Below are 19699 nucleotides of genomic sequence, written 5' to 3'. Positions count from 1 at the left end.
AGAACAAGTTCTTAAGAATCTCAGGAATAAAGCTCATGCTCTCGGCCTTGAACTTGTGCCAATTTCGCAAGATACGCAAAATACTCCATTCTTTTCAACCCTTGCTACATAAGCCTTACGCAAAGTGTTTCTTCAGAGAGTTAGGGGGATTGAGTTTTAGAGGTTGAAGAAATACAAGAAATTGATAAGTTTTGTCTTTTTGGGATCTCCGGCTGAGGGGTACTTGTAAAATTGTGAGTGAGCCTTCATCACTCAAGGGTTTTAGCCTTTGCTGCGAATCGTGGCTTTATGCCGTTAGGCGTTGCTCAAACTTCAGAATTCGTGGCTTGATAAAGTTGGGTTATTCCTTCAGCAACTTCCGCCAACCTTTGATTGTACGGTTAAAGATGCAGCACCAGGGCGTAGTGTAATTCCTACTAGGGGAACGAAAATTAACTTTGGTAAAGCAGAAGGTGAAATTCGATAATAAGCATAGAAGAGTTAGAGTCAGCTTGATTACCAAATATCAAAAATGCAATCGCATAAATTTTTGCTGTAGTAGAACTTTTTAACTTAATCTTGAACTTATTTAAGTATCCCAAACCTTTATGAGGAAAGGGTTACAAAATTGTTCGACCGTTTTATTCGATGTTTTTGCTGACAAGCAAGTTGACTACAGAGAGTACGTTAAACCAAATTATTCCACTACATAAGAAAGAGACGTGAACTGAATCACATCTCCAAGTGATGGAATAAATGCTTTGTGTTATGCTGCGTCGGCTACCAATAAACCATTAACAGCGATGATGATTATTTGTGCTGCTAAAGGACTATCACAACATGGCCTATCATGGCTATTACAGGGTTGTGCTATCCATTTTTCCTCTAGATTTTGGTAGAAAGTGCCAAGTAGTTGAGAACCATTCCAGACTCGATACAGTTCACCAAAATCATCTAGTACTGAGTCAATTTCAATTTCTGGTGCTACTGGGTCGGCAAGCTGGTCAATATATTCCTCAAACTCTGATTCAGCTAAGGCTGAGTTGCTAAAGTCATCTTGTACAATCATCATGAGTGACCTCATTAACGGGGTTGAACAAAAGGCGATCGCATTTCTCTTGGCGGAGGGCGATCGCCTTTTTGAGTACATCAATATATTAGTTACTATAGTAGCTAAAAAGAACAAATGTGTTTAAAACTTTAATTTGTCACTTTGACTGTGCTTAAAAAATTGCTTATTGATATTTCTAATGCAGTACAAATAGCCTCTAATACTTTCAAAGAAACGCTTTCAGACTCACCATACTCCAATTTTTTTAAATTTTGATGCGAACACTCACCGCCTCTGGTAGCAATTTCATCAGCTAGCTTCTGACGTGATTTTTTTCCACGTAATCGCTTTAAAACTGTTCCTCTATCTTTATTCCAGGCAACAGATACAACGTCCTCAATATAAATATAAATTCTTGTTTCTTTTTCATCCTTGTTGGTCATACAATAGCTATAGCAGTAAACAAAATACAAATTTCTGAGCTACTACAGTTTACAAACTATGAGGATTTAGGATGAAAGCGATCGCGTCAAAATTAATTTAGTTTATGGGGCTTGCCGCAAATTGGTTTGTCCTGGGTTCACAATATTCATGATCAATGAAATAAGTCGTTGATCACCCTGCTGGCAATGTGTGTGCAACATTCGGAATACAGCGGCTTTTAAGAACGCGCGATCGCTAATCCCCATCTTTTCATATAAAGTTGCATAACGATTGATCCCATCCAGCAATTCTTGGTCAGAACTTGGAGCTATATTGGCAGATTTACACCAATGCTTAAAATCATCCAGCCAACTCTTGAATTTCGGGTTTAGTACGTCTCTTTCATATCGTTCCCGAATGTAGAACACCTCATCCCAAGTGATTACCTCTTCAGTGTTCGGCTCAAACTCAATTTGCCATCTTGGTATTTGACCAATTGGCGTAAGTTTACCAGCAAAAGGTTGACTATTTTTGAGAGAGAGGCTGATTCCTGTACAATTATATGGGTCAAACGACTTGCGACGAGTACCATCTTTTTTAATGAGAATATCCTCGGCACGCTTGTAGCTTGAGTTGCATTTATTTCCCATTGGCACGAGGTTACGCAAATTTGAAGCTGCAAACGGGTATTTACTTTCTGCAAGGTAGTGATCCAATGCTTCACGGGGTGCTTCTGGTGCATCAAAGTTCTCACATCCGCAGAAAGGACATGTATGAGAGGGAGCAGCATGATAAATCGTGTTGTAGTGCTTATCGCGGATTTCTAGTTTTGTTAGTAGTTCAAACCCAAATTCAAAAAGTTTTTTTACTGGCTCATGAATGGCTTCTGGCAAATCACCGATAGCTTCACAGTTTAATTGGCAAGACAAGAGAAGATCAATCTGATTTTGGTCATGGAATGCTTGAAGAATTCGGTTCTGTTCTGCGGTGGTAAGCTTTTCTAGAGCTGTCTTGTAATTATTCAACCTATCTTCCAGCCCTCGGCGTTTTTCCAGCCTTTTTCGGTATCGCGCTGGAATAATTTGAGGCCATGCTGGCAGAGTTGCTGCTGCTTTTAGGCTTGTATGAATTGAACACAGAATCTCGCGTAAGCATTCGTGAAGCCAATTTTCTGCTGTTGCCGAAACAGGATACCCAAACAGCATCCTACACCTCATCCCTATTTCTTAGCTGCAACATTCGATCAACAAGAAATGCTTTCTCGACAGAATCACCCAGATGCTGCATCCCTGCCTTAATCTCTTCGGGATTTTCACTTTCCATAAGCCTTTTAATCTCATCATGAGGAACTTGTGACATAGGCGGGCGAACGTTAAAGCATTCCTCAATGATTGTGTCGAATGTAGTGCCAAATGTCTCAATATTGGGATTTTGGACTTGAATCTTCCCTTCTTCGTCTTTGCTAAAAATAAAAACTTTGTCTCTATGCATATCTGAGGGGACGAAAGGCGAGTGTGTTGTTAGTAAGCACTCTTGTTCAGTAGCTTTAGCAGATTCTCTGCGATCGCCATGTGTAGTAGGAAGATCCAATATGCGTGAAATGAACTTCACCCGCCATAGCGGATTAAAATGCGACTCAGGCTCATCAAGCAGGAAGAGTACATTAGGAAACGACAACATACAAAATGTTCCAAGAATCTGCCCAAGCTGATGTTCCCCATCGGAAAGTGATACATAATCTACTTCTTTACCAGTTCTTTGGGCAGTAAACATAACCCGTTCAAATCGGAAAACCTTATCTTCATCTTGAGGCTCAGGAAGACGTGAAGCAAACCTTCTGGATTTGGTGTCTTTCCGAAACCGCTCGCGGGTCTTCTTAGGAAGTACCAAGTCGTTTAACATTGCGAACTTGTGGAATGACGAGTACAAATCAAGCGTGTTGTTCCAAAACGAGCGAAACGCTTCTCTTGTCTGGTCATTTATCCAATAGTCAAAGGTATAAGTCTCTGTTTTATCGTCATAGGTGTAGCAGGTAGCGCAACGTTTGAGCTGATCGAGATAATCTTCCAGTTCCTTAGTAAGTTGTATTCCTTTTCGCGTACTTTGTGAGCCTCTCCTACTTGGAATCTTCGGGGCTGCACTGTGTGCAAGTTGGACTATGCAACGAAATGAGTGCAGGTTTTGCAGTTTTGCATCCTGTAGCAGAAAATCCCACTGGGAAGCATCACCCAACAGGAGATTTGCTACAAAAACTTCAAGGTGCGTTCCATAGTCAATCAGCATTAGCCGAGTATCGGGAACGCGTTTTGGCTCGTGTAATGCACTTTCGGTTACATCCTTCGCGTAACCGCTGCGACTTAAGAGGAACGGCAAACTGAGCGTTTCATTATCGCCTGACGTGTAGCCAACAATCTTTTGAGGCAAAAGTGTACGGGTTTCAGGAGCGTTGAGGTCACATTCTATCCAGTCGTATTCATCTTCATCTCTTCGCTCGATTACAAGGCTTGGACGATTTTTACCACTGGCTCTCCGTGAAATGCGAACACGGACAGGTAGCTGCTCATCTTCTGGGTGAATGAGGTACTCAAGCTCGAATAGCAAGTCGGGATTTCCTTCGACACGTTCTTCATCGGGAATGCATCTGTGAAACACAGACTGAAAAATTTCTGTTAGCACTTGTAAGAATTGAGATTTTCCTGCGCCATTCGGCCCAATAAGACATAAAGGATCAAACCCAGAATAGCCACTAAATGGACTTCGTAACTGTAAGTTCAGTCCATCAAGTAGCCTCCCGCAAGTTTTAGCAGAAATGATGCGAACCCTTAAAAGCTTCATTTACGTGCCCGAAAAAAACGCATTGCTCGCTCCTGTTGATCGAAGACCTGGGTAAGAATCGGCTCGGCTTCACTGAGGAGTGTAAACAGGATATCCTTTAGTAAGTCATAATCACCAGTGAGGTTTTCACGCAGTTCATCGAATGAAAACTTGTCCTTAGGTAATTGCCGAATTGCTTCCTTAACAGATTCCTTGGTCATTTTGGTCATGGGTGGTTTTCTAGAAGTCATGTCTCTCTTAGCTTTGACGGGTTGTGCTGCTCGTTCAGTACGAATCCGCTCCAACAGCATCAATGCTGGTTCATCGTTTGGATCTTGAGGTACTAGTTCGCCGCGCAAGGCTTTAGCCAAGAGTGTGGATGTCAGACGTTCGACCTTAGCGTGGGTAGCTTGATTGAGAGCTTCGATACGATCAGCGTAAGCAAACAAGTTTTCAACACAATGGACAATTTCGTGTTGTTCGTCCAGGGGTGGTACTCTCACAGGGATGGAAGTAATCTTTGAGATACTCAGATTGTAAAGGCCAGTAGTTGTACTTGCTAATTCGACTAATGAAGCTCGACCTTCTGGTGATAGAAGCCAGAAGAGAGCAAATTTAGGAAGCATATTTCCATTTGACCGCCAGCGAATGAGGTGATTTTGATGTACACAATCTGAGATGTCTTCATTCCATATCGCTGCGCGACCAATTTGATCCAGACTGCCATTACCTTCAACGATCAAAAGATCACCTTTGAGTAAGAGGGTTTTCTGAAATTCTGCTTGTGTTAGCCCAATTTCTGCAACATCATCTAATTCAAGTCTGTTTGCATAAATGTTAGCCACTCTTAGATAAGGCTTACGCAGCGTGAAAGCTAAACGCTTAGTATTCTTGATCAAGCCACCTGTCACGGAACCAATACTCCCAAGGACTGTTGTTTCCCATTCCACTTCTTGAATACCACGCTGTTCTCGCCAATCCTCAGTTAGTTGACCTGATGTTGCTGCTGTAAGTACGGCTTGGCGGAAGCGTTTGAGGATGGGGGGAATGCGCTCCAGTCTCTCTTGACAGGCATCTACCCGCGTCAGCAGGACATCGAGCTTATCGGCGATGCGTTTTTGTTCGTTGAGGGGGGCGAGCGGAATCTGATGCGCCTTTAGAATAGTTTGGCTGATGTTCTGTTGCGCTCCTCCTTGCCCTTTAGCAACCAATGCGTCCCTAGAGTTTTTGAGTGCATAGAATAAGTAGTGCAGTTCTATAACTTCTTGATATGTACGGCAAAATGCGATCGCCTGATTTGTTGCACATGTGATACCAGTAATGCCAAGTTTGCCGATAGAACCGTACATAGCAACTAGCAATGTTTTTGGTGGTAAAAGTCGTGCTGAGCTATTAAGTAGTCCCTCCTCAGTAATTCGGGTTTGAGCATACGTAACTATTCCGTCATTTAAATCTCCAATTACAAGCCACGGGATCGTCCCGTTCACATAGAAACGTGGATTAGTTCTCTTTGGGGTTCCTCCGCTACCCCAGTAGCCGAGATCCTCAAGCGGAACCATGATCCATCCATCTGGAAGCTCACTCATGCTTCAATCTCCTCACCCAACTCCTCCAGAATTTCCTGTAATTCTGCCAGAGCAGCTTCCAGTTCACTCATCGCTTCTTGTACAAGCAAATCTGGTTCGGTAAGTTTGCTTTTGTTCTCTTCGTTTTCATCCTTGAGCCAAGCAATATCCAAGTTGTCACAACGCTCGGCGATCCAATCGCGGGTAAATCTTCTAAAACGTCCTTCCTCGCCAGTATCTAACCGCTTGGCAAGACTTACAGGGCTACCAAGAGGGTCATCGCCAAAAGCAATTTCAAACTCAGCAAAGTGCTTACGTGTCAGTTGAGTGCGCTTGCCAAACTGCGATATGTTAGCACGCAGATCGTACACCCAAACTTCTTGAGTATTACTCTTTTCTTTCTTGCCACGAGTGAAAAACAGCACGTTAGTCTTAACACCTGGAGCATAAAAAATACCACTTGGTAGACGGAGAATCGTATGTAGGTTGCACTTTTCCATCAATTCAGTGCGAATCTGCTTACCCAGATTGCTGTCAAATAACACATTGTCTGGAAAAACTGCCGCAGCACGGCCACCAGGCTTGAGACCAGCATAGATATGTTGCAAGAAGCAAAACTGTTTATTGCTGGTAGAAAAAGTGAAGTCCTTGCGAGTAGGTAGACCACCCCCTTTCTTGGAGCCGAAAGGTGGATTGCTAAGGATCAGCGTCGCTTTCGGCAATGCTTCTCCCTCTGGCGAAAGCGTATCGCCGTAGTGGATACCTGCCCCTTGCGGGTCAAACTCTAGCCCATGCAGCATGAGATTCATTAAAGCCAGACGGTGCGTATCTTGCACATGCTCCATGCCGTAAAAAGTATTGCTACGGTACTTGTGCTTCTGTTTTTTTGTCCAGGTATCGGGATCACTGTTTTCGCGTATGTAACGATTGGCGGCAATTAAAAAACCGCCCGTTCCTGCTGCGGGGTCTTGAATAATGTCCTCCAACGTAGGGCGCATAACATGCACCATACTATCGATCAGCGAACGGGGCGTAAAGTACTGACCAGCACCGGATTTCTTTTCATTGGCGTTCTTTTCCAGCAGCCCTTCATACACGTCACCCAGACCTTCTCGCCGAACACTGTACCAGTCAAGTTTGTCGATTTCGGTGACTAGTGTAGAAAGAGTGTTGGGCTTTTTGATAGAAGAACTGGCGTTAGCAAAAATTTCTTTCACGAGCGTGGAACCGTTAATACCAAGATGGAGCAACAGCAGTTTGTAAAAATCCAAACGCTCAGTTGCTGCTCTGCCTTCTAGGTCGTCCCAGCGATAACCCTCAGGAAGCAGGTTTTCTGTGCCAGTCTCTTTTGCCATCTTCAAAAACAACAGGTACGTCAGTTCAATGACGTATTGGTGATACGTCACGCCATCATCTTTGAGGACGTTACAGAGATTCCAGAGCTTGGCAATTAGGTCGTAGGTCGTGGTACTCATAAGCGAAAATTTATCTTACCCCTAAGGGGTATCTGCTGCGTCAACTATTTTTCCAGCAGTTTTTGTGATGGCTTTCGATGACACTTAAATCTTAGTTACAAATCACTATATTGCCGCCATTTCTCTGAAATTGTAAACAGAGTGAATCTATAATAATTGTTTCTCGTAGTAGCGATCGCTCGTGACCTTGTAGAAACAGTTCGCTGCAACGTTATTATCGACTGGACACATAAAGCGTCCAATTACATTTCCGCCCATTAGTCAACCTTCTACTTTGGAAATACGACATCCACCAAAAAAGCAGGAGAAAGCGATGGTGACAGTGCTGCAACAGGCAGAGTTACTGTGTAAAGATTTGGCTGCGTGAGGGGGCAAGAGTGCGATCGCCTCAGTAAAAATAAAGGATGTCAACACACGAAAAATCGTTGGTGTTTATATTGGCGATCGCAGTTGTGAAGGAGCAAAAGGTACTTATCCAATTTAACTGCTAACTGATGATAAATCTCGTATAACCATACAAAAATCACAGACTGAACCCGATCTAGGAAAGCAATTGTCTCTTCCCTTCCAAACTTCCTTTAAGCATAAATCTTTATTTATACTAAACTTCTACAACTTTAATTCCAGACTAAAATTCCCGAACAATATCTTGCCCAATTCCTTAAAATCTGACCCAAAAAACTGGGATACACTAATCTTCGCCTTCTCGCACACAGGAATAATCAAATTCACCAAATGATAAGGTTGACTTTGATTTGTCGTTGAGGCTATCCTCAGCGATTCCATGATTCCCCCTAAATCTCCCAATAACTTCAATTCCTTTTCAATTGCTTGTTCAAACACTAACAAAATTAATTGTAATTTTCGGGTTAACTCGATTGGGATGGGTTTATATCCTAATTGGGGAGTAAGTGCAATTAATTCACTAATTCCTTGAATATTAACTCGATATTCCTCTATTTCTTCCTCACCTTTAATTTCCTGTCCTAACCAGCCGTAACAACGAGAACAAAATCCCGCAGGTGAAAACCTAGCCATCACAGCTAAACGCGAACCACAATGAGGACATTCTTGGATTAATCGCTGTTTGTGAATCAAACAAAATTCTACATCCTTAAATGACCATAATAATGGTTCATAGATAGTTTTGTTCTCCTGCTTCCACTCTTCCCAACAACAAGGACACCAAGCGCGATAGTTCCGAAATAACCCCTTGTCATAAATCATTCCTTTCCAGCTTAAAAGGGTCAAAAAGCGTAAATCCTGACGCATTGTTAACTCTTCTAAAACAGTGACTAACTTTCCTGTCATTTCTCGCATTCCGTTGATAGTCGGTTTGGCATCGCTATTTCCCAATAGGTGACTCAGATTTTTTGACAATAACTCAGATTTATCCTCATCTTTGAGGATAAGTGGCGCAATTTCTCCCATAACGAGCTTTTGAGAGGTTAAACAATGCGCCTGCGCTAAACGATGGAGATAGCTACTAAGACTTTCTGCGTAGGGAGTTCCCACCGCCATAGGTTCAAGAGAAAATAACCGACTCCGTTGCGGAATTTCTAGAGGTTTTAGGTTCCAATGTTCTGAGTAAATAGTCATCCCTCTTGGATTAACCTAAACGCTGGTACTTTAGTTTTAAAAGTCAAATTTCAGGAATTAGTTTCTGATTCATTTTTAACCTCGATGCCATAATTAACAAAGAGATCGGAGACAGATATCTCCAAAGCTGCCGCTAACTTAACAATATTTTTTAATGAAGGGTTACGCTCTCCGTTTTCGATACCTGAGATGTAGTTGCGATGAAGCCCTGACTTTTCAGCCAGTTCTTCTTGGGATAAATCTAGCTCTCGCCTTCGCCGCCTAATCGCTTTGCCAAAGCGGTACTCAATACTGAAGTGTTTCTGTGCCACAAAACAATACTGAACCAGTATCGCCGTTAAATCCATCTACTATCAGTGGATTTTTGCACACTATAAGTGTTATAAAGTTAAGTAGTATAGCATCAGGCAAGCAAGTTCCTAACTTTATGGTCTTATTTTTATAGATTCATAAAATCAAGCGCAAAGTGCTTAGTAAGGACTATATGAAAGAGCAATTTGAACAATGGGTTGCTCGCCTTCAAATATCCGAGGCAGGGCAAAAAATTATTGAGAAAGTTCGCTCATCTGAACCATCCCGTCGCGTTGGTGGCGGTAGCAAGAATGTTTCGGGACGCTACCCTAGTCGCAAGATGGGGGTCACGATTCAATTTGAGTCTCATCGGGTTGAACTGCCAGTTATCTATCAGTTAGAACACGATGAAAATGTTCTAGAATTCTACGATCAACCACCACAAATTAAACTTGACTATCAAGCAAGTAACGGACGTAGATTAGGCGTTTTACACACCCCAGATTTCTTTGTCATCCGAACTAATTCGGCTGGTTGGGAAGAGTGTAAAACTGAGCAGGAGTTGAAAAAACTAGCCGAGAAAAACCCCAATCGTTACTTTTACTCTCAAGAAAATAATCAATGGCATTGTCCGCCAGGAGAAGTCTATGCTAACCAGTTTGGGCTTTATTACCGTATCCATTCAGATCGCGAAATCGATTGGGTCGTGCAACGTAATCTGCAATTTTTAGAAGATTATTACCGAGCCGAATCCCTAGCAGTGGAAGAAGCAATTGCTCAATCACTACTTGCAATTGTGTCATCTCAACCAGGAATAACTTTAGCAGAATTACTCAATCAGTCAACAGGAGCTAAATCTGACGACATCTACATCTTAATTGCTCAAGAGCAAATCTATATTGATTTAAATGCCATAGCACTTGCTGAACCAGAAAGATGTCTAATCTTTCGTGACGAACAAACTGCTAGTGCTTACAGATTAATGGTTGAACAGCCAAGTGTAAGTCTTCCGGCTATCTCTCCTGTAATCAATATTGTTACTGGAACGCCTGTTAGTTGGGACGGCAAAGGATTAAATATCATCCATGTTGGAGAAACAGAGGTTATACTTGGCGCAGAAAATAATCAGTTAATTGAACTTAATAAAGCTATATTTGACAATCTGGTTCGCCAAGGAAAAATCACAAGTCTCCAAACACCAGAAAAAACAGCTATTAGCACAGAATCTTGGCAGCGATTTTATCAAGCTAGTCCTGAAGACCAAGCAGAAGCCCTTGAACGCTACAAAACTATCGAACCTTACTTAAACGGACATCCCCCAGAAAACGAAACAATACCAGCCCGTACCATTCGTCACTGGAAAGCTAAATATCTAACTGCACTTCAAAAACACGGTTGTGGCTACATTGGGCTTTTGTCCCATCGCAGTGTTAAAGGTAATCGTCAGCGCAAGCTGCCTGAAGACACCTTAGCAATTATGGAGAAATTTATTTTAGAAGACTATGAAACTCTGAAACAAAAAAGAATGTGGGAGGTTTACGGGGCTTTAGTTCGAGCTTGCGAACAATCTGGTGTAATTGCTCCAAGCTATAAAGCATTTACTCAAGAAGTGAAACGCCGTGCTGGTTACGAACAGACTAAAAAACGCCAAGGTCGCCGTGCCGCTTACCAGCATGAATCCTTCTATTGGGAGCTTACTACAACTACCCCAAGACACGGCGATCGCCCCTTTGAAATCGGACATATAGATCATACTGAGTTAGATGTAGAGCTAGTTTGCTCTAGTACAGGTCGCAATCTTGGCAGACCTTGGGCAACATTTCTTGTAGATGCTTACTCACGGCGATTGCTGGCAGTTTACCTAACGTTTGACTCACCCTCATATCGTTCTTGCTTAATGGTGCTAAGAATTTGTGTCAAGCGTCACGGTAGGCTTCCCCAAATTGTAGTAGTAGATAATGGGACAGAATTTCATAGTGTTTACTTTGAGACACTACTGGCTACTTTTGAATGTACGAAAAAGCAAAGACCTCCAGCCAAAGCTCGTTTTGGTTCGGTTTGCGAACGCCTATTTGGAACTTCCAATACTCAATTTGTCCATAACTTACTCGGTAATACGCAAATAACTCGTAACGTCCGCCAAGTAACCAAGTCAGTTAACCCTAAAAATCAAGCTGTATGGACACTTGGTTTGCTTTATGAATATCTTTGTGCTTGGGCTTACGAAGTTTACGATAGAGACGAACATCCGGCACTTTTCCAGAGTCCGAGGGATGCGTTTGCTGCGGGTATGGCGATTGGTGGTAGTCGGGTTCACCGCATGATTTCTTACGATGAAAACTTTCAGATTCTTACCTTACCTACAACCTCAGAGGGAAAAGCAAAAGTTCAAATTGGACGCGGCATAAAAATTAACTCAATCTACTACTGGGCTAATAGTTTTCGCGATCCACAAATTGAAAATACCTCTGTTCCGATCAGATATGACCCGTTTAATATTGGTATCGCTTATGCCTTTGTTCGAGGACAGTGGGTACAGTGTATCTCTCAATATTATGCAGAACTCCAAGGTCGCTCAGAAAAAGAATTGAAGTTAGCTAGTGCTGAGTTACGCAAACGCTCCTCAAATTATGGACGACAATATCAAGTTTCGGCTAAGAATCTAGCAGAATTTTTAGCATCTGTAGAAGCACAAGAAGCTCTACTAGAACAGCGTTCCTATGATGCAGAAGCTAGGGAAGTCTTTAGGGTAATTGAGGGCGGAAAAGCGACAACAAGCCGCAACGAACAAGCAAAGGTTATTCAAGTTCCTTTTGGCAATACCGATTCTCAAGCGGATGAAGATGAAGCGATTGTCCCAGAAACACTTGTAGTCTATGGGGAGTTTTAATTATGACAAAATCTACTGGATTTCCTCTTGAACTCCTCACACGACCTGCTACAGAAAGGCTTGCTTATTTTGAGAATTACACCGTAGCGCATCCTCGACTTAAAGAAGTCTATGAAATTCTCATGCGAACAATTACCGAACCCGCAGGAGCTTCATTTATCTTTGTTTATGGCCCTAGCGGTGTTGGTAAAACAACTTTGCGACTCCGCGTTGAGCAGAAATTAACAGAACTAGCATTACCTAAACTGGAAAGCGATCGCGCTCGTGTTCCTGTTGTTGGTGTTGAAGCTGTAGCTCCAGAATCGAGAAACTTCAACTGGAAAGATTACTACACACGCGCCTTAATTGCCTTAGAGGAACCCTTAATCGATCACAAGTTTGATTACAGTGTGCGTGGTATCTCTCGCGATAATTTTGGAAAAATTAATATTGAGTCGAAAGTAGTTGCACCTGCTCTACGCAGAGCTTTAGAAAATGCTCTCATCCATCGTCATCCAGACGTATTTTTTGTAGATGAAGCACAACATTTTGGCAAGATGGCAAGCGGATACAAGCTACAAGATCAATTAGACTGCCTCAAATCTCTAGCAAATATGACAGGCATCTTGCACTGTCTATTAGGAACATACGAACTACTTACATTCCGTAATTTGAGCGGTCAACTCTCACGCCGTAGTGTCGATATTCATTTCCGCCGTTATTGTGCTGATAGCACAGAAGATGTACAGGCTTTTAAAAGTGTGTTATTAACTTTTCAACAGCAGATGCCACTTGCAGAAACTCCAGATTTAGTTAGTCATTGGGAATATTTTTACGAACGGACTTTAGGATGTGTTGGCATACTAAAAAATTGGTTAACACGCGCTCTTAAAGATGCTCTCGATAGAGAAGCAGCAACCGTTATACTCAAAGACTTACAAAAACGCGCTTGGTCGGTTGCTCAATGCCAGAGGATGTTCAAAGAAATTCAAGAAGGCGAACGACAATTATCTGAAACAGAAACAGATGTACAAAACTTACGCTCTCTTTTAGGACTTGGAACAAAACCAATCACGCTACCAGAAGAAACCCCAAAAACTACTCGTCCGCCAGGAAAGGTTGGCAAACGCAAACCAAAAAGAGATCCCATTGGAGTGCAGCAAGATGTTAGCTAATGGATTAGAAACATACGAATCTTGGGATTTAAAAAAGATTTCCATTCCATCTCGCAGTCGTTTGTATCAATTAGATCCTATTGGTATTGGTACTCCATTAGTAGAAAGTTTAACTGGTTATATATCTCGACTAGCAGAAGCTCATTGTGTGACCCCAAAGGTTTTAATCTCAAGAGAACTTGTGTCTTTTATACCTAAGACTTACAAAACTACAAATCTCTTTGAAATGCGAAGCTTAACTGGGGCAGTCAATGGAATAGGTACAATGGCATTTGATTTGGTCACAGTCCTAGAGTCATTGACTCTACATAGTGATTTGCGTTTCCTCACTCTACTAACATGGGCTAATATCTTTCCTCAAAGGAGGTTGCTTCGTTCTAAACGAGCTTGGTGTCCCTACTGTTATGAGGAGTGGTATTCCTCAAAAAACAAAGTAATTTATGAACCCTTAATTTGGTTTTTTGAGGCAGCTACAGTTTGTCATTGCCACAATAAGTTTTTATGCCAGCAATGCCCTTACTGCAAACGAGATATTCCTCCACTTGCTTCATATTCCAGACCAGGTTATTGCCCATATTGCTCAGAATGGCTTGGTATTGCTAATAATTACCCGACTTCAGATAACATTCAACCGAGCAAGGTAGAAATGATATGGCAAATGTGGGTTATCAAAACTCTTGGAGAATTACTTGCTACTAGCCCTCGCTTATCAAAACCTTTGTCAAGGGAAATAGTTGCTCAAGCATTTTGTAGATACGTACAGCAATTTTTTGAAGGAAACACATCCGCTTTTGCTCGTATGCTCAAAATTCCCAAAAACAAGGTTTGGATGTGGCAGAAGGGAAAAGTCTTGCCAGAACTGAATGTAATTTTGAAAATCTGTTTTATTCTTCAGGTATCTGTGCTGGATTTTTTGACTCAAGAGACTCTTAAGGAGAATTCTAGTCAATTTCCTGCTATGCGTCAAAACCAAATGGGAGATAGCAGTACAAAAAAGCTTGAAGTAAAGTTCGATAGCGATCGCGCTCAACAGTTACTTGAACATTGGCTTCAAAGCAATGAACAACCGCTACCTATGACAGCAGTAGCTAAAAGCCTTGGGTATTCTAAGCGAATTCTCTATAGGCATTTCCCAGAGTTATGTCGAGCGATTTCAGCCGAGTACGTTAAGTATATGAAAGAATCTCGCGTCAAACGAATCGAACAGTGTTGCGAGGAGGTCAAACAAGCTGTTAGACAATTTCACACTGAAGGTATCTATCCTAGTGAAGCAGCTATTTCAAAGCTATTGGCTAAACCAGGATGTTTTCGTGACAAACAAGTTCGCGCTGCTTTAAGGGCAGCGCGAAAAGAAATTTGTTTGGAACCATAACATTGCCACCCTTTATTGGAAGCATAAGCTTACCTTTGCGGCAAAGTTATGGGTAAAGTCACACAGGTCTATTTAATTATTGAACTTTTTAAGTGGGGGTGGAGGGACTTGAACCCTCACGACCTTTTACGGTCAACGGATTTTCATTCTTCTGTAGCTTTCACTACTGCCTGTAAGCTTTCGCAACTTTAGGCTTTAAGAATTGGACTCTCCCTTTACCCTCGACTTAACGTTAGGGTAGCTCCCGTCGAGCCTCTGCACCTTCCGAAACAGTTAAGAGCTATGAGTTAGAAGTTATGAGTTTTTAATTTACTCACTACTCGCTACTCAGCACTCAGGACTTTTTTCGGCTTGGCTCAGGATTGCCATGTCTGTTATCAGATTTAGGTTTCCCTGAGTTTGAGAGCATTCACTTGAGGGATTTCTCCTTCAAGGCTCAGTTGCTAAGTCCGTAGCGTCTGCCATTCCGCCACACCCCCTAGTATTGGGAGTCACTTATTTTGTGGAGGCAGCAAATACCTCCTCATATATTCCAGCATCAATTGCGTCTTTTGTCCAACTGTTTTGAAAAAACTTTTTCACATTGTGCGTAGACGCGAAGCGGCTTGTCGCACGACATCGCTTTCCGGCTTTGGAGTCTGCTTTGTTTTCTCACAATCAATATTTAGATGAGTATTTTCAATCTTGGTTGACAAGAGGATTTATTGGTTACTGGCTTTGCTATTGTAGCATCATCGGAGTTTTTCTCCAGACATAAAAGTTAAAAACGTAGTAGCTATACTTTCCTGAGTCTGGACGTTCAGCCTATGATGGAAAACAGATGCACCGAATAGTTTTACCTATGTTAGAGCAAGAATCCATGATTGTCGCCCTGCTGTATCTGCTTTTGGCTGGGGCTTACCTGTTGATAATCCCAGTTGGTGTGCTGTTTTACCTCAAGCAACGCTGGTATGTAGCTAGCTCTGTAGAGCGCACGTTTATGTACTTTCTGGTGTTCTTCTTCTTTCCAGGTTTGTTAGTTCTATCGCCATTTTTGAATTTTCGACCACAGCGGCGAAAAATTGAAGTTTAACTAGATTGGTAGGTCATAACTCTCATGCGACGCATTGACGCTATTGGAATCGGCTTAGGCGTTTTTATTGCTGGCGGCTTAGCATATATAGGATTACAGCTAGTTGGTTTAGATAGTCAACAAGCTGGTATATGGAGCCAAGTCTTGCTAGTCTGTGGATTGATTGGCTGGTTGTTCACCTATGCCTTCCGTGCGGTGGAAAAAAAAATGACCTACCATCAACAGCGGGAAGATTACGAGCAAGCGTTTTTCCAAAAGCGCCTAGAAGAACTGACTCCCGAAGAACTGGCGAAAATTCAAGCTGAAATAGAGCAAGAAAAACAAACTCAGGTGTAAAGTTAGTTGTTAGTTGTCAGTTGTCAGTTGTTTGTTAAGCTGTTCCATATTTAAATTGCATAAATAGGGTAAGCAAGATGCTTACCATACAAGAGTTTGATTCAATTTAGATAAGAACACCTTACTATTAACCACTGACCACTGACCACTGACCACTGACCACTGACCACTGACACTTGACTAATGACTGCCATTTCCGATTGCTTTGAAAAATTAGGACGGAATCAAGAATGCGCTCTGATTCCTTTTATTACTGCTGGCGATCCAGATTTAGCAACAACAGCAGCAGCCTTACAGACTTTAGATCGCAATGGAGCTGACATTATAGAGCTGGGCGTTCCTTACTCTGACCCTCTGGCGGATGGCCCAGTGATTCAAGCAGCAGCTACCCGCGCCTTAGAACGAGGAATAAATTTGGATCGGGTGCTGGAAATGCTGCAAGTAACTACTCCCAGTTTGCGATCGCCCATCGTTCTACTTATCTACTACAATCTTATTTTGCACCGCGGAATTGATAAGTTTCTCCAACAAATTGCGGCTGCTGGGGTAGCAGGATTGGTAGTACCTGACTTACCCTTAGAGGAAGCCCCTGGTCTGCTCGAACCAGCCAGTAAAATGGGAATTGACTTAATTTTGCTGATAGCTCCCACCAGTTCTACTCAAAGAATAGAAGCGATCGCTCGTTCTTCCCAAGGATTTATCTATTTGGTTAGCGTTACTGGTGTCACGGGTATACGAACTGAAGTCGAGACACGGGTATCAGATCTACTTAAGCAAATTCGTGATGTTACTGGTAAACCTATTGGAGTCGGCTTTGGCATTTCCCAAGTATCACACGCTCGTCAGGTTAGAAAATGGGGTGCGGATGCAGCAATTGTGGGTAGCGCTTTTGTAAAACGTCTAGCAGAAGGAACACCTGAGCAAGGACTAAGTGCGATCGCTGAGTTTTGTCAAAGTCTTAAAGCTGCGATCGCGACAACTGACTACAGCACAAATACTCATCTTGATGAACAAGATAAAATAGATTAAAAAAGTATAATTAGAGTAGCTTTTTTACTCTCAGTTGGTGGACAATTTGACGGATATAGTCTTGAATATTAACAGCAGATAGCAGCTTGTAAAAAACTAGCTGATACAGTCGCTTATAGTTTGAGTATTATGTGAAGTCAAGTCAGCGAAAAAGGATGAGTGTGAGAGTGAGTCAGTTACAAATATTCATAGTTCCGTCGCAGTTGAGGGATAAAGGCGATGAGTGAGAGTATGGCGTTTATCGGTGGGGTCGCTGTGGCTGGGCTGGCGGCTCTAGTATTACTCAAGGGCACAAATAGTCCCTTACAACCCAACTTCGCTGTTACTCCGCAAATGCCCGGTACAGTAGTAGCGCCCCAAGGAATGCCGCAAGTGTATCCTCCTTACACTTATGGACAACCTTATCCTAATCCAGTACCGCCTGTTACTCCTAACCCCGAACAGCGAGTAGAAACGGAACGGCTAAACATGCAGTTGGAGCGTTTAAAAACTGACAACGAACAGTTGAGAATGCAAAACCAACAATTCCAGTTCCAATTACAAAACTACAATAACCAACAGCAGCAATTAGCCCAACAAAACAGCCAAAAAGCAGCAGCAGCAGTGTTGCAACCTGAAAACCGTTGGTGGTCTTCACCTATCGTTTGGGCAGTAGGAGGCGCAACTTTAACTATCGGTGGTGGCGTTGTCGTTGCTGGAGTATTGGCTTTATTCTCACCACGGTCGCGTCCTACCCGTACAGTACAAGTAATTCACCCTTATCAGGGGTCTACGCAACCCTTGATGCCTTTACGTCGCGCTGAGTTTCTGCCCCCTTCTCGGCTAGAAGCAAGGCAAGTTGAAGCCCCAGAATACGACGAGATGCACTAAGTAGAAGGCGGAGCAGTAGAGGGGTAGAGGAGCAGAGGAGAACTTGTTAGAAGTTTTTCTCCTATCTCCCCATTCCCTTACCCTTTTTGTTGACTATTTGTAGACATGTTACAGGAGAACGGCGCAAACTAATGAGCAATCAACTTCTCTAACGCCACCTGTAAATCCTTGGTCAAATCGGTAACAGCTTGTCTAGCTGCTTGCTTATCAGCCTGAGAACTGACCCAGCGTTCAGTGACTGTGATTGGCTCGCCTACGGTTATTTGTGCCTTTTTCCAACCTAAACTGGGTCGTCCTGGAAGTTTTGTATCTTTAATTCGGGAAAGCATATCAAAGATGAGCAAAGCTGTTTCGGCAAACCTTTCAGTGGTAGGCTGTTCCTCAATATAGTTGGTAGTGACTGCCACAAAACTTTCTACCAGTCGCATATGCAGCATCCGCAAGTCTGCTTCTTGAGCAACCCAGTCTGCTAATCCGCGTTTGAAGGGTGGTAAAGTATTGATGTCTGGCAAATCTTCTCGGTAGATGTAATTCCAGCCTGCTTCTTCCAAACGGCGACAGCGGTCAATGAAATTTCCCTTTGATTGGAATCCAAAATATTGCTCGGCAACTTGTAAAGCTTTATCCAGTAACCGATGGAGTCTGGGAATCAAGTCTTGATTGGAAGTGGCAGATTCGATGGAAATGCTTTTTGGAATGTCTTGATGATAAAAGCGGCGATAAAACTCTTCCATCTCGGCAATCAAATATTCAGCTAGCCGACAGAGGCGTTGATGGTAAATTTCCTCTTGGCTGTGAATCGCAGAGTGACTGATTGGCAGCACTGGCAAACCGCTATCTGCTTCAAGTTTACTCAAAAGCCAATCCAATTTTGACCACGGTGGCTTAATGTAGCGATATTGGATGGCGATGGGCACAATCAAAACAGTCTCAGAACGGTTAGCTTTTTGTAAGTCTTCGACACACCAGAACCCCATTTGGGCAACACCAGGTTCCAAGGGGCTAACAATACTACTATGACCATTAGTACCTCCTTCAGGAGCAACTGCGATCGGTAATCGACCATTAGCAAATAATTCCCGTGCTGTTTGGATAGCTTGCCTATCTAGTCGCCTACCGCGACGAACCGGCACACCCCCTACTTGAGAAAACAACCAACCTAGCCAATTGCCAGCCCACACTGTCATACCTCGGTCATACAGAAAGTAGCTGTGAATTGGGTTTTGCAATGGAATGTTTTGCTGACGCGCAACTTTTGGCACAATACGGGAAAGCAGATACAGCATACAGAGGGGATCTTCTACCTCTGGATGACGAAATGCTATCAAAAAGCGAATTTTACCAGCCTGAAATTGTTGATAGAGTCCGGCTAATACTTTGGTATTTTTCGCTTCAATATGGACAATACCAGCAGGTAACCAGGGTCGAGTCCGATACCGCAGTATCATTGGCAGCAACCAACGGAGAATCTGGAGTACAAGCGGGTTAAAACTTTGGGGAATAAATTTCAGTGGTGGTTGAGTAGAATTAATCAATCTAGGCAAGTCGCTCTCCAGATTGTTGTTCTAGCGATTGTACAATATGGGGTAATCAATATAGTTAAGTTAAGGTCTTTATACCCCCTAGCATATGACAATCGTTCATGGCAGGTCACCTTACTTGTAAGTTGGGAGTAGAACCAAAAAAGAAACCACGCGATCGCTCTAGTCAAAACTCCTATGAGTAACCCTATACCTGTTATTTTATTATTCTAAATGGATAAAGTCGAGCTAAGAGGAT

At 42.6% G+C, this 19699-nt stretch carries 18 protein-coding genes; 9 read left to right on the top strand and 9 right to left on the bottom strand.

What is annotated here, in order from left to right; translation table 11 throughout:
* The first annotated feature begins 301 nt into the window (after nt 1–301).
* Nucleotides 302–466 (top strand): hypothetical protein, encoded by a 165-nt coding sequence (locus tag RMY31_RS32185; RefSeq protein ID WP_322660026.1) that lies wholly within the window; start codon nt 302–304, stop codon nt 464–466.
* Nucleotides 467–745: 279 nt separating this feature from the next.
* Here the strand turns inward: RMY31_RS32185 and RMY31_RS32180 are convergent, their stop codons facing one another.
* A complete protein-coding gene (locus RMY31_RS32180) occupies nt 746–1051 on the bottom strand; it encodes a hypothetical protein (RefSeq protein WP_409879019.1) in 306 nt (101 codons plus the stop codon).
* On the opposite strand from RMY31_RS32180, the gene RMY31_RS32175 reads away from it, so the two are divergent.
* Entirely contained in the window at nt 1050–1175 is a 126-nt protein-coding gene (locus tag RMY31_RS32175) for a hypothetical protein (protein ID WP_322660024.1), read from the top strand. The genes RMY31_RS32180 and RMY31_RS32175 overlap by 2 nt on opposite strands.
* Before the next feature lie 4 nt (nt 1176–1179).
* On the opposite strand, the gene RMY31_RS32170 is transcribed toward RMY31_RS32175, so the two are convergent.
* The 7 genes from RMY31_RS32170 to RMY31_RS32140 form a co-directional block, all read right to left on the bottom strand.
* Nucleotides 1180–1473: a helix-turn-helix transcriptional regulator gene (locus RMY31_RS32170; protein ID WP_322660022.1), complete on the bottom strand. Its 294-nt coding sequence runs from the start codon at nt 1471–1473 to the stop codon at nt 1180–1182.
* Between the two features lie 102 nt (nt 1474–1575).
* Nucleotides 1576–2658, bottom strand: coding sequence for a hypothetical protein (locus RMY31_RS32165; protein WP_322660020.1), 1083 nt, complete (start codon nt 2656–2658; stop codon nt 1576–1578).
* Between the two features lies 1 nt (nt 2659).
* A complete protein-coding gene (locus RMY31_RS32160; protein ID WP_322660018.1) occupies nt 2660–4288 on the bottom strand; it encodes a restriction system-associated AAA family ATPase in 1629 nt (542 codons plus the stop codon).
* Entirely contained in the window at nt 4285–5853 is a 1569-nt protein-coding gene (locus RMY31_RS32155) for a restriction endonuclease subunit S (RefSeq protein ID WP_322660016.1), read from the bottom strand. The genes RMY31_RS32160 and RMY31_RS32155 overlap by 4 nt, the downstream gene beginning before the upstream one ends.
* Nucleotides 5850–7307, bottom strand: coding sequence for an N-6 DNA methylase (locus tag RMY31_RS32150; RefSeq protein ID WP_322660014.1), 1458 nt, complete (start codon nt 7305–7307; stop codon nt 5850–5852). Before RMY31_RS32150 ends, RMY31_RS32155 begins: the two co-directional genes overlap by 4 nt.
* Nucleotides 7308–7916: 609 nt before the next feature.
* The gene (locus tag RMY31_RS32145; protein ID WP_322660012.1) at nt 7917–8906 is read right to left on the bottom strand and encodes a TniQ family protein; all 990 of its coding nucleotides are present in this window, start codon (nt 8904–8906) and stop codon (nt 7917–7919) included.
* Between the two features lie 50 nt (nt 8907–8956).
* On the bottom strand, nt 8957–9217 hold the full coding sequence (locus RMY31_RS32140; protein WP_322660010.1) for a helix-turn-helix transcriptional regulator: 261 nt from the start codon (nt 9215–9217) through the stop codon (nt 8957–8959).
* Between the two features lie 173 nt (nt 9218–9390).
* Here RMY31_RS32140 and RMY31_RS32135 point away from each other — a divergent pair, with 173 nt between their 5' ends.
* From RMY31_RS32135 to RMY31_RS32105, 7 genes are all read left to right on the top strand, one after another.
* Complete coding sequence (locus RMY31_RS32135; protein ID WP_322660008.1) at nt 9391–12087, top strand: TnsA endonuclease N-terminal domain-containing protein; 2697 nt, start codon at nt 9391–9393, stop codon at nt 12085–12087.
* A 2-nt stretch (nt 12088–12089) separates the two neighbouring features.
* Nucleotides 12090–13241 (top strand): ATP-binding protein, encoded by a 1152-nt coding sequence (locus RMY31_RS32130; RefSeq protein ID WP_322660006.1) that lies wholly within the window; start codon nt 12090–12092, stop codon nt 13239–13241.
* Complete coding sequence (locus tag RMY31_RS32125; protein ID WP_322660004.1) at nt 13231–14613, top strand: TniQ family protein; 1383 nt, start codon at nt 13231–13233, stop codon at nt 14611–14613. The genes RMY31_RS32130 and RMY31_RS32125 overlap by 11 nt, the downstream gene beginning before the upstream one ends.
* A gap of 841 nt (nt 14614–15454) precedes the next feature.
* On the top strand, nt 15455–15685 hold the full coding sequence (gene ndhL / locus RMY31_RS32120) for an NAD(P)H-quinone oxidoreductase subunit L (protein ID WP_322660038.1): 231 nt from the start codon (nt 15455–15457) through the stop codon (nt 15683–15685).
* Nucleotides 15686–15709: 24 nt separating this feature from the next.
* Nucleotides 15710–16021: a DUF3007 family protein gene (locus tag RMY31_RS32115; RefSeq protein ID WP_322660002.1), complete on the top strand. Its 312-nt coding sequence runs from the start codon at nt 15710–15712 to the stop codon at nt 16019–16021.
* 183 nt (nt 16022–16204) lie between these two features.
* The gene (trpA, locus tag RMY31_RS32110; protein ID WP_322660000.1) at nt 16205–17050 is read left to right on the top strand and encodes a tryptophan synthase subunit alpha; all 846 of its coding nucleotides are present in this window, start codon (nt 16205–16207) and stop codon (nt 17048–17050) included.
* 219 nt (nt 17051–17269) lie between these two features.
* A complete protein-coding gene (locus RMY31_RS32105) occupies nt 17270–17920 on the top strand; it encodes a heterocyst differentiation related protein (protein WP_322659998.1) in 651 nt (216 codons plus the stop codon).
* Nucleotides 17921–18048: 128 nt separating this feature from the next.
* On the opposite strand, the gene RMY31_RS32100 is transcribed toward RMY31_RS32105, so the two are convergent.
* Complete coding sequence (locus tag RMY31_RS32100) at nt 18049–19464, bottom strand: 1-acyl-sn-glycerol-3-phosphate acyltransferase (protein ID WP_322659996.1); 1416 nt, start codon at nt 19462–19464, stop codon at nt 18049–18051.
* Nucleotides 19465–19699 lie beyond the last annotated feature (235 nt).

Origin of the sequence: Dendronalium sp. ChiSLP03b (assembly GCF_034531165.2) — a bacterium.
GTDB lineage: Bacteria > Cyanobacteriota > Cyanobacteriia > Cyanobacteriales > Nostocaceae > Dendronalium > Dendronalium minutum.
Note: the sequence above shows the minus strand (reverse complement) of the source record. Positions and strands in the feature narration are given on the sequence as shown.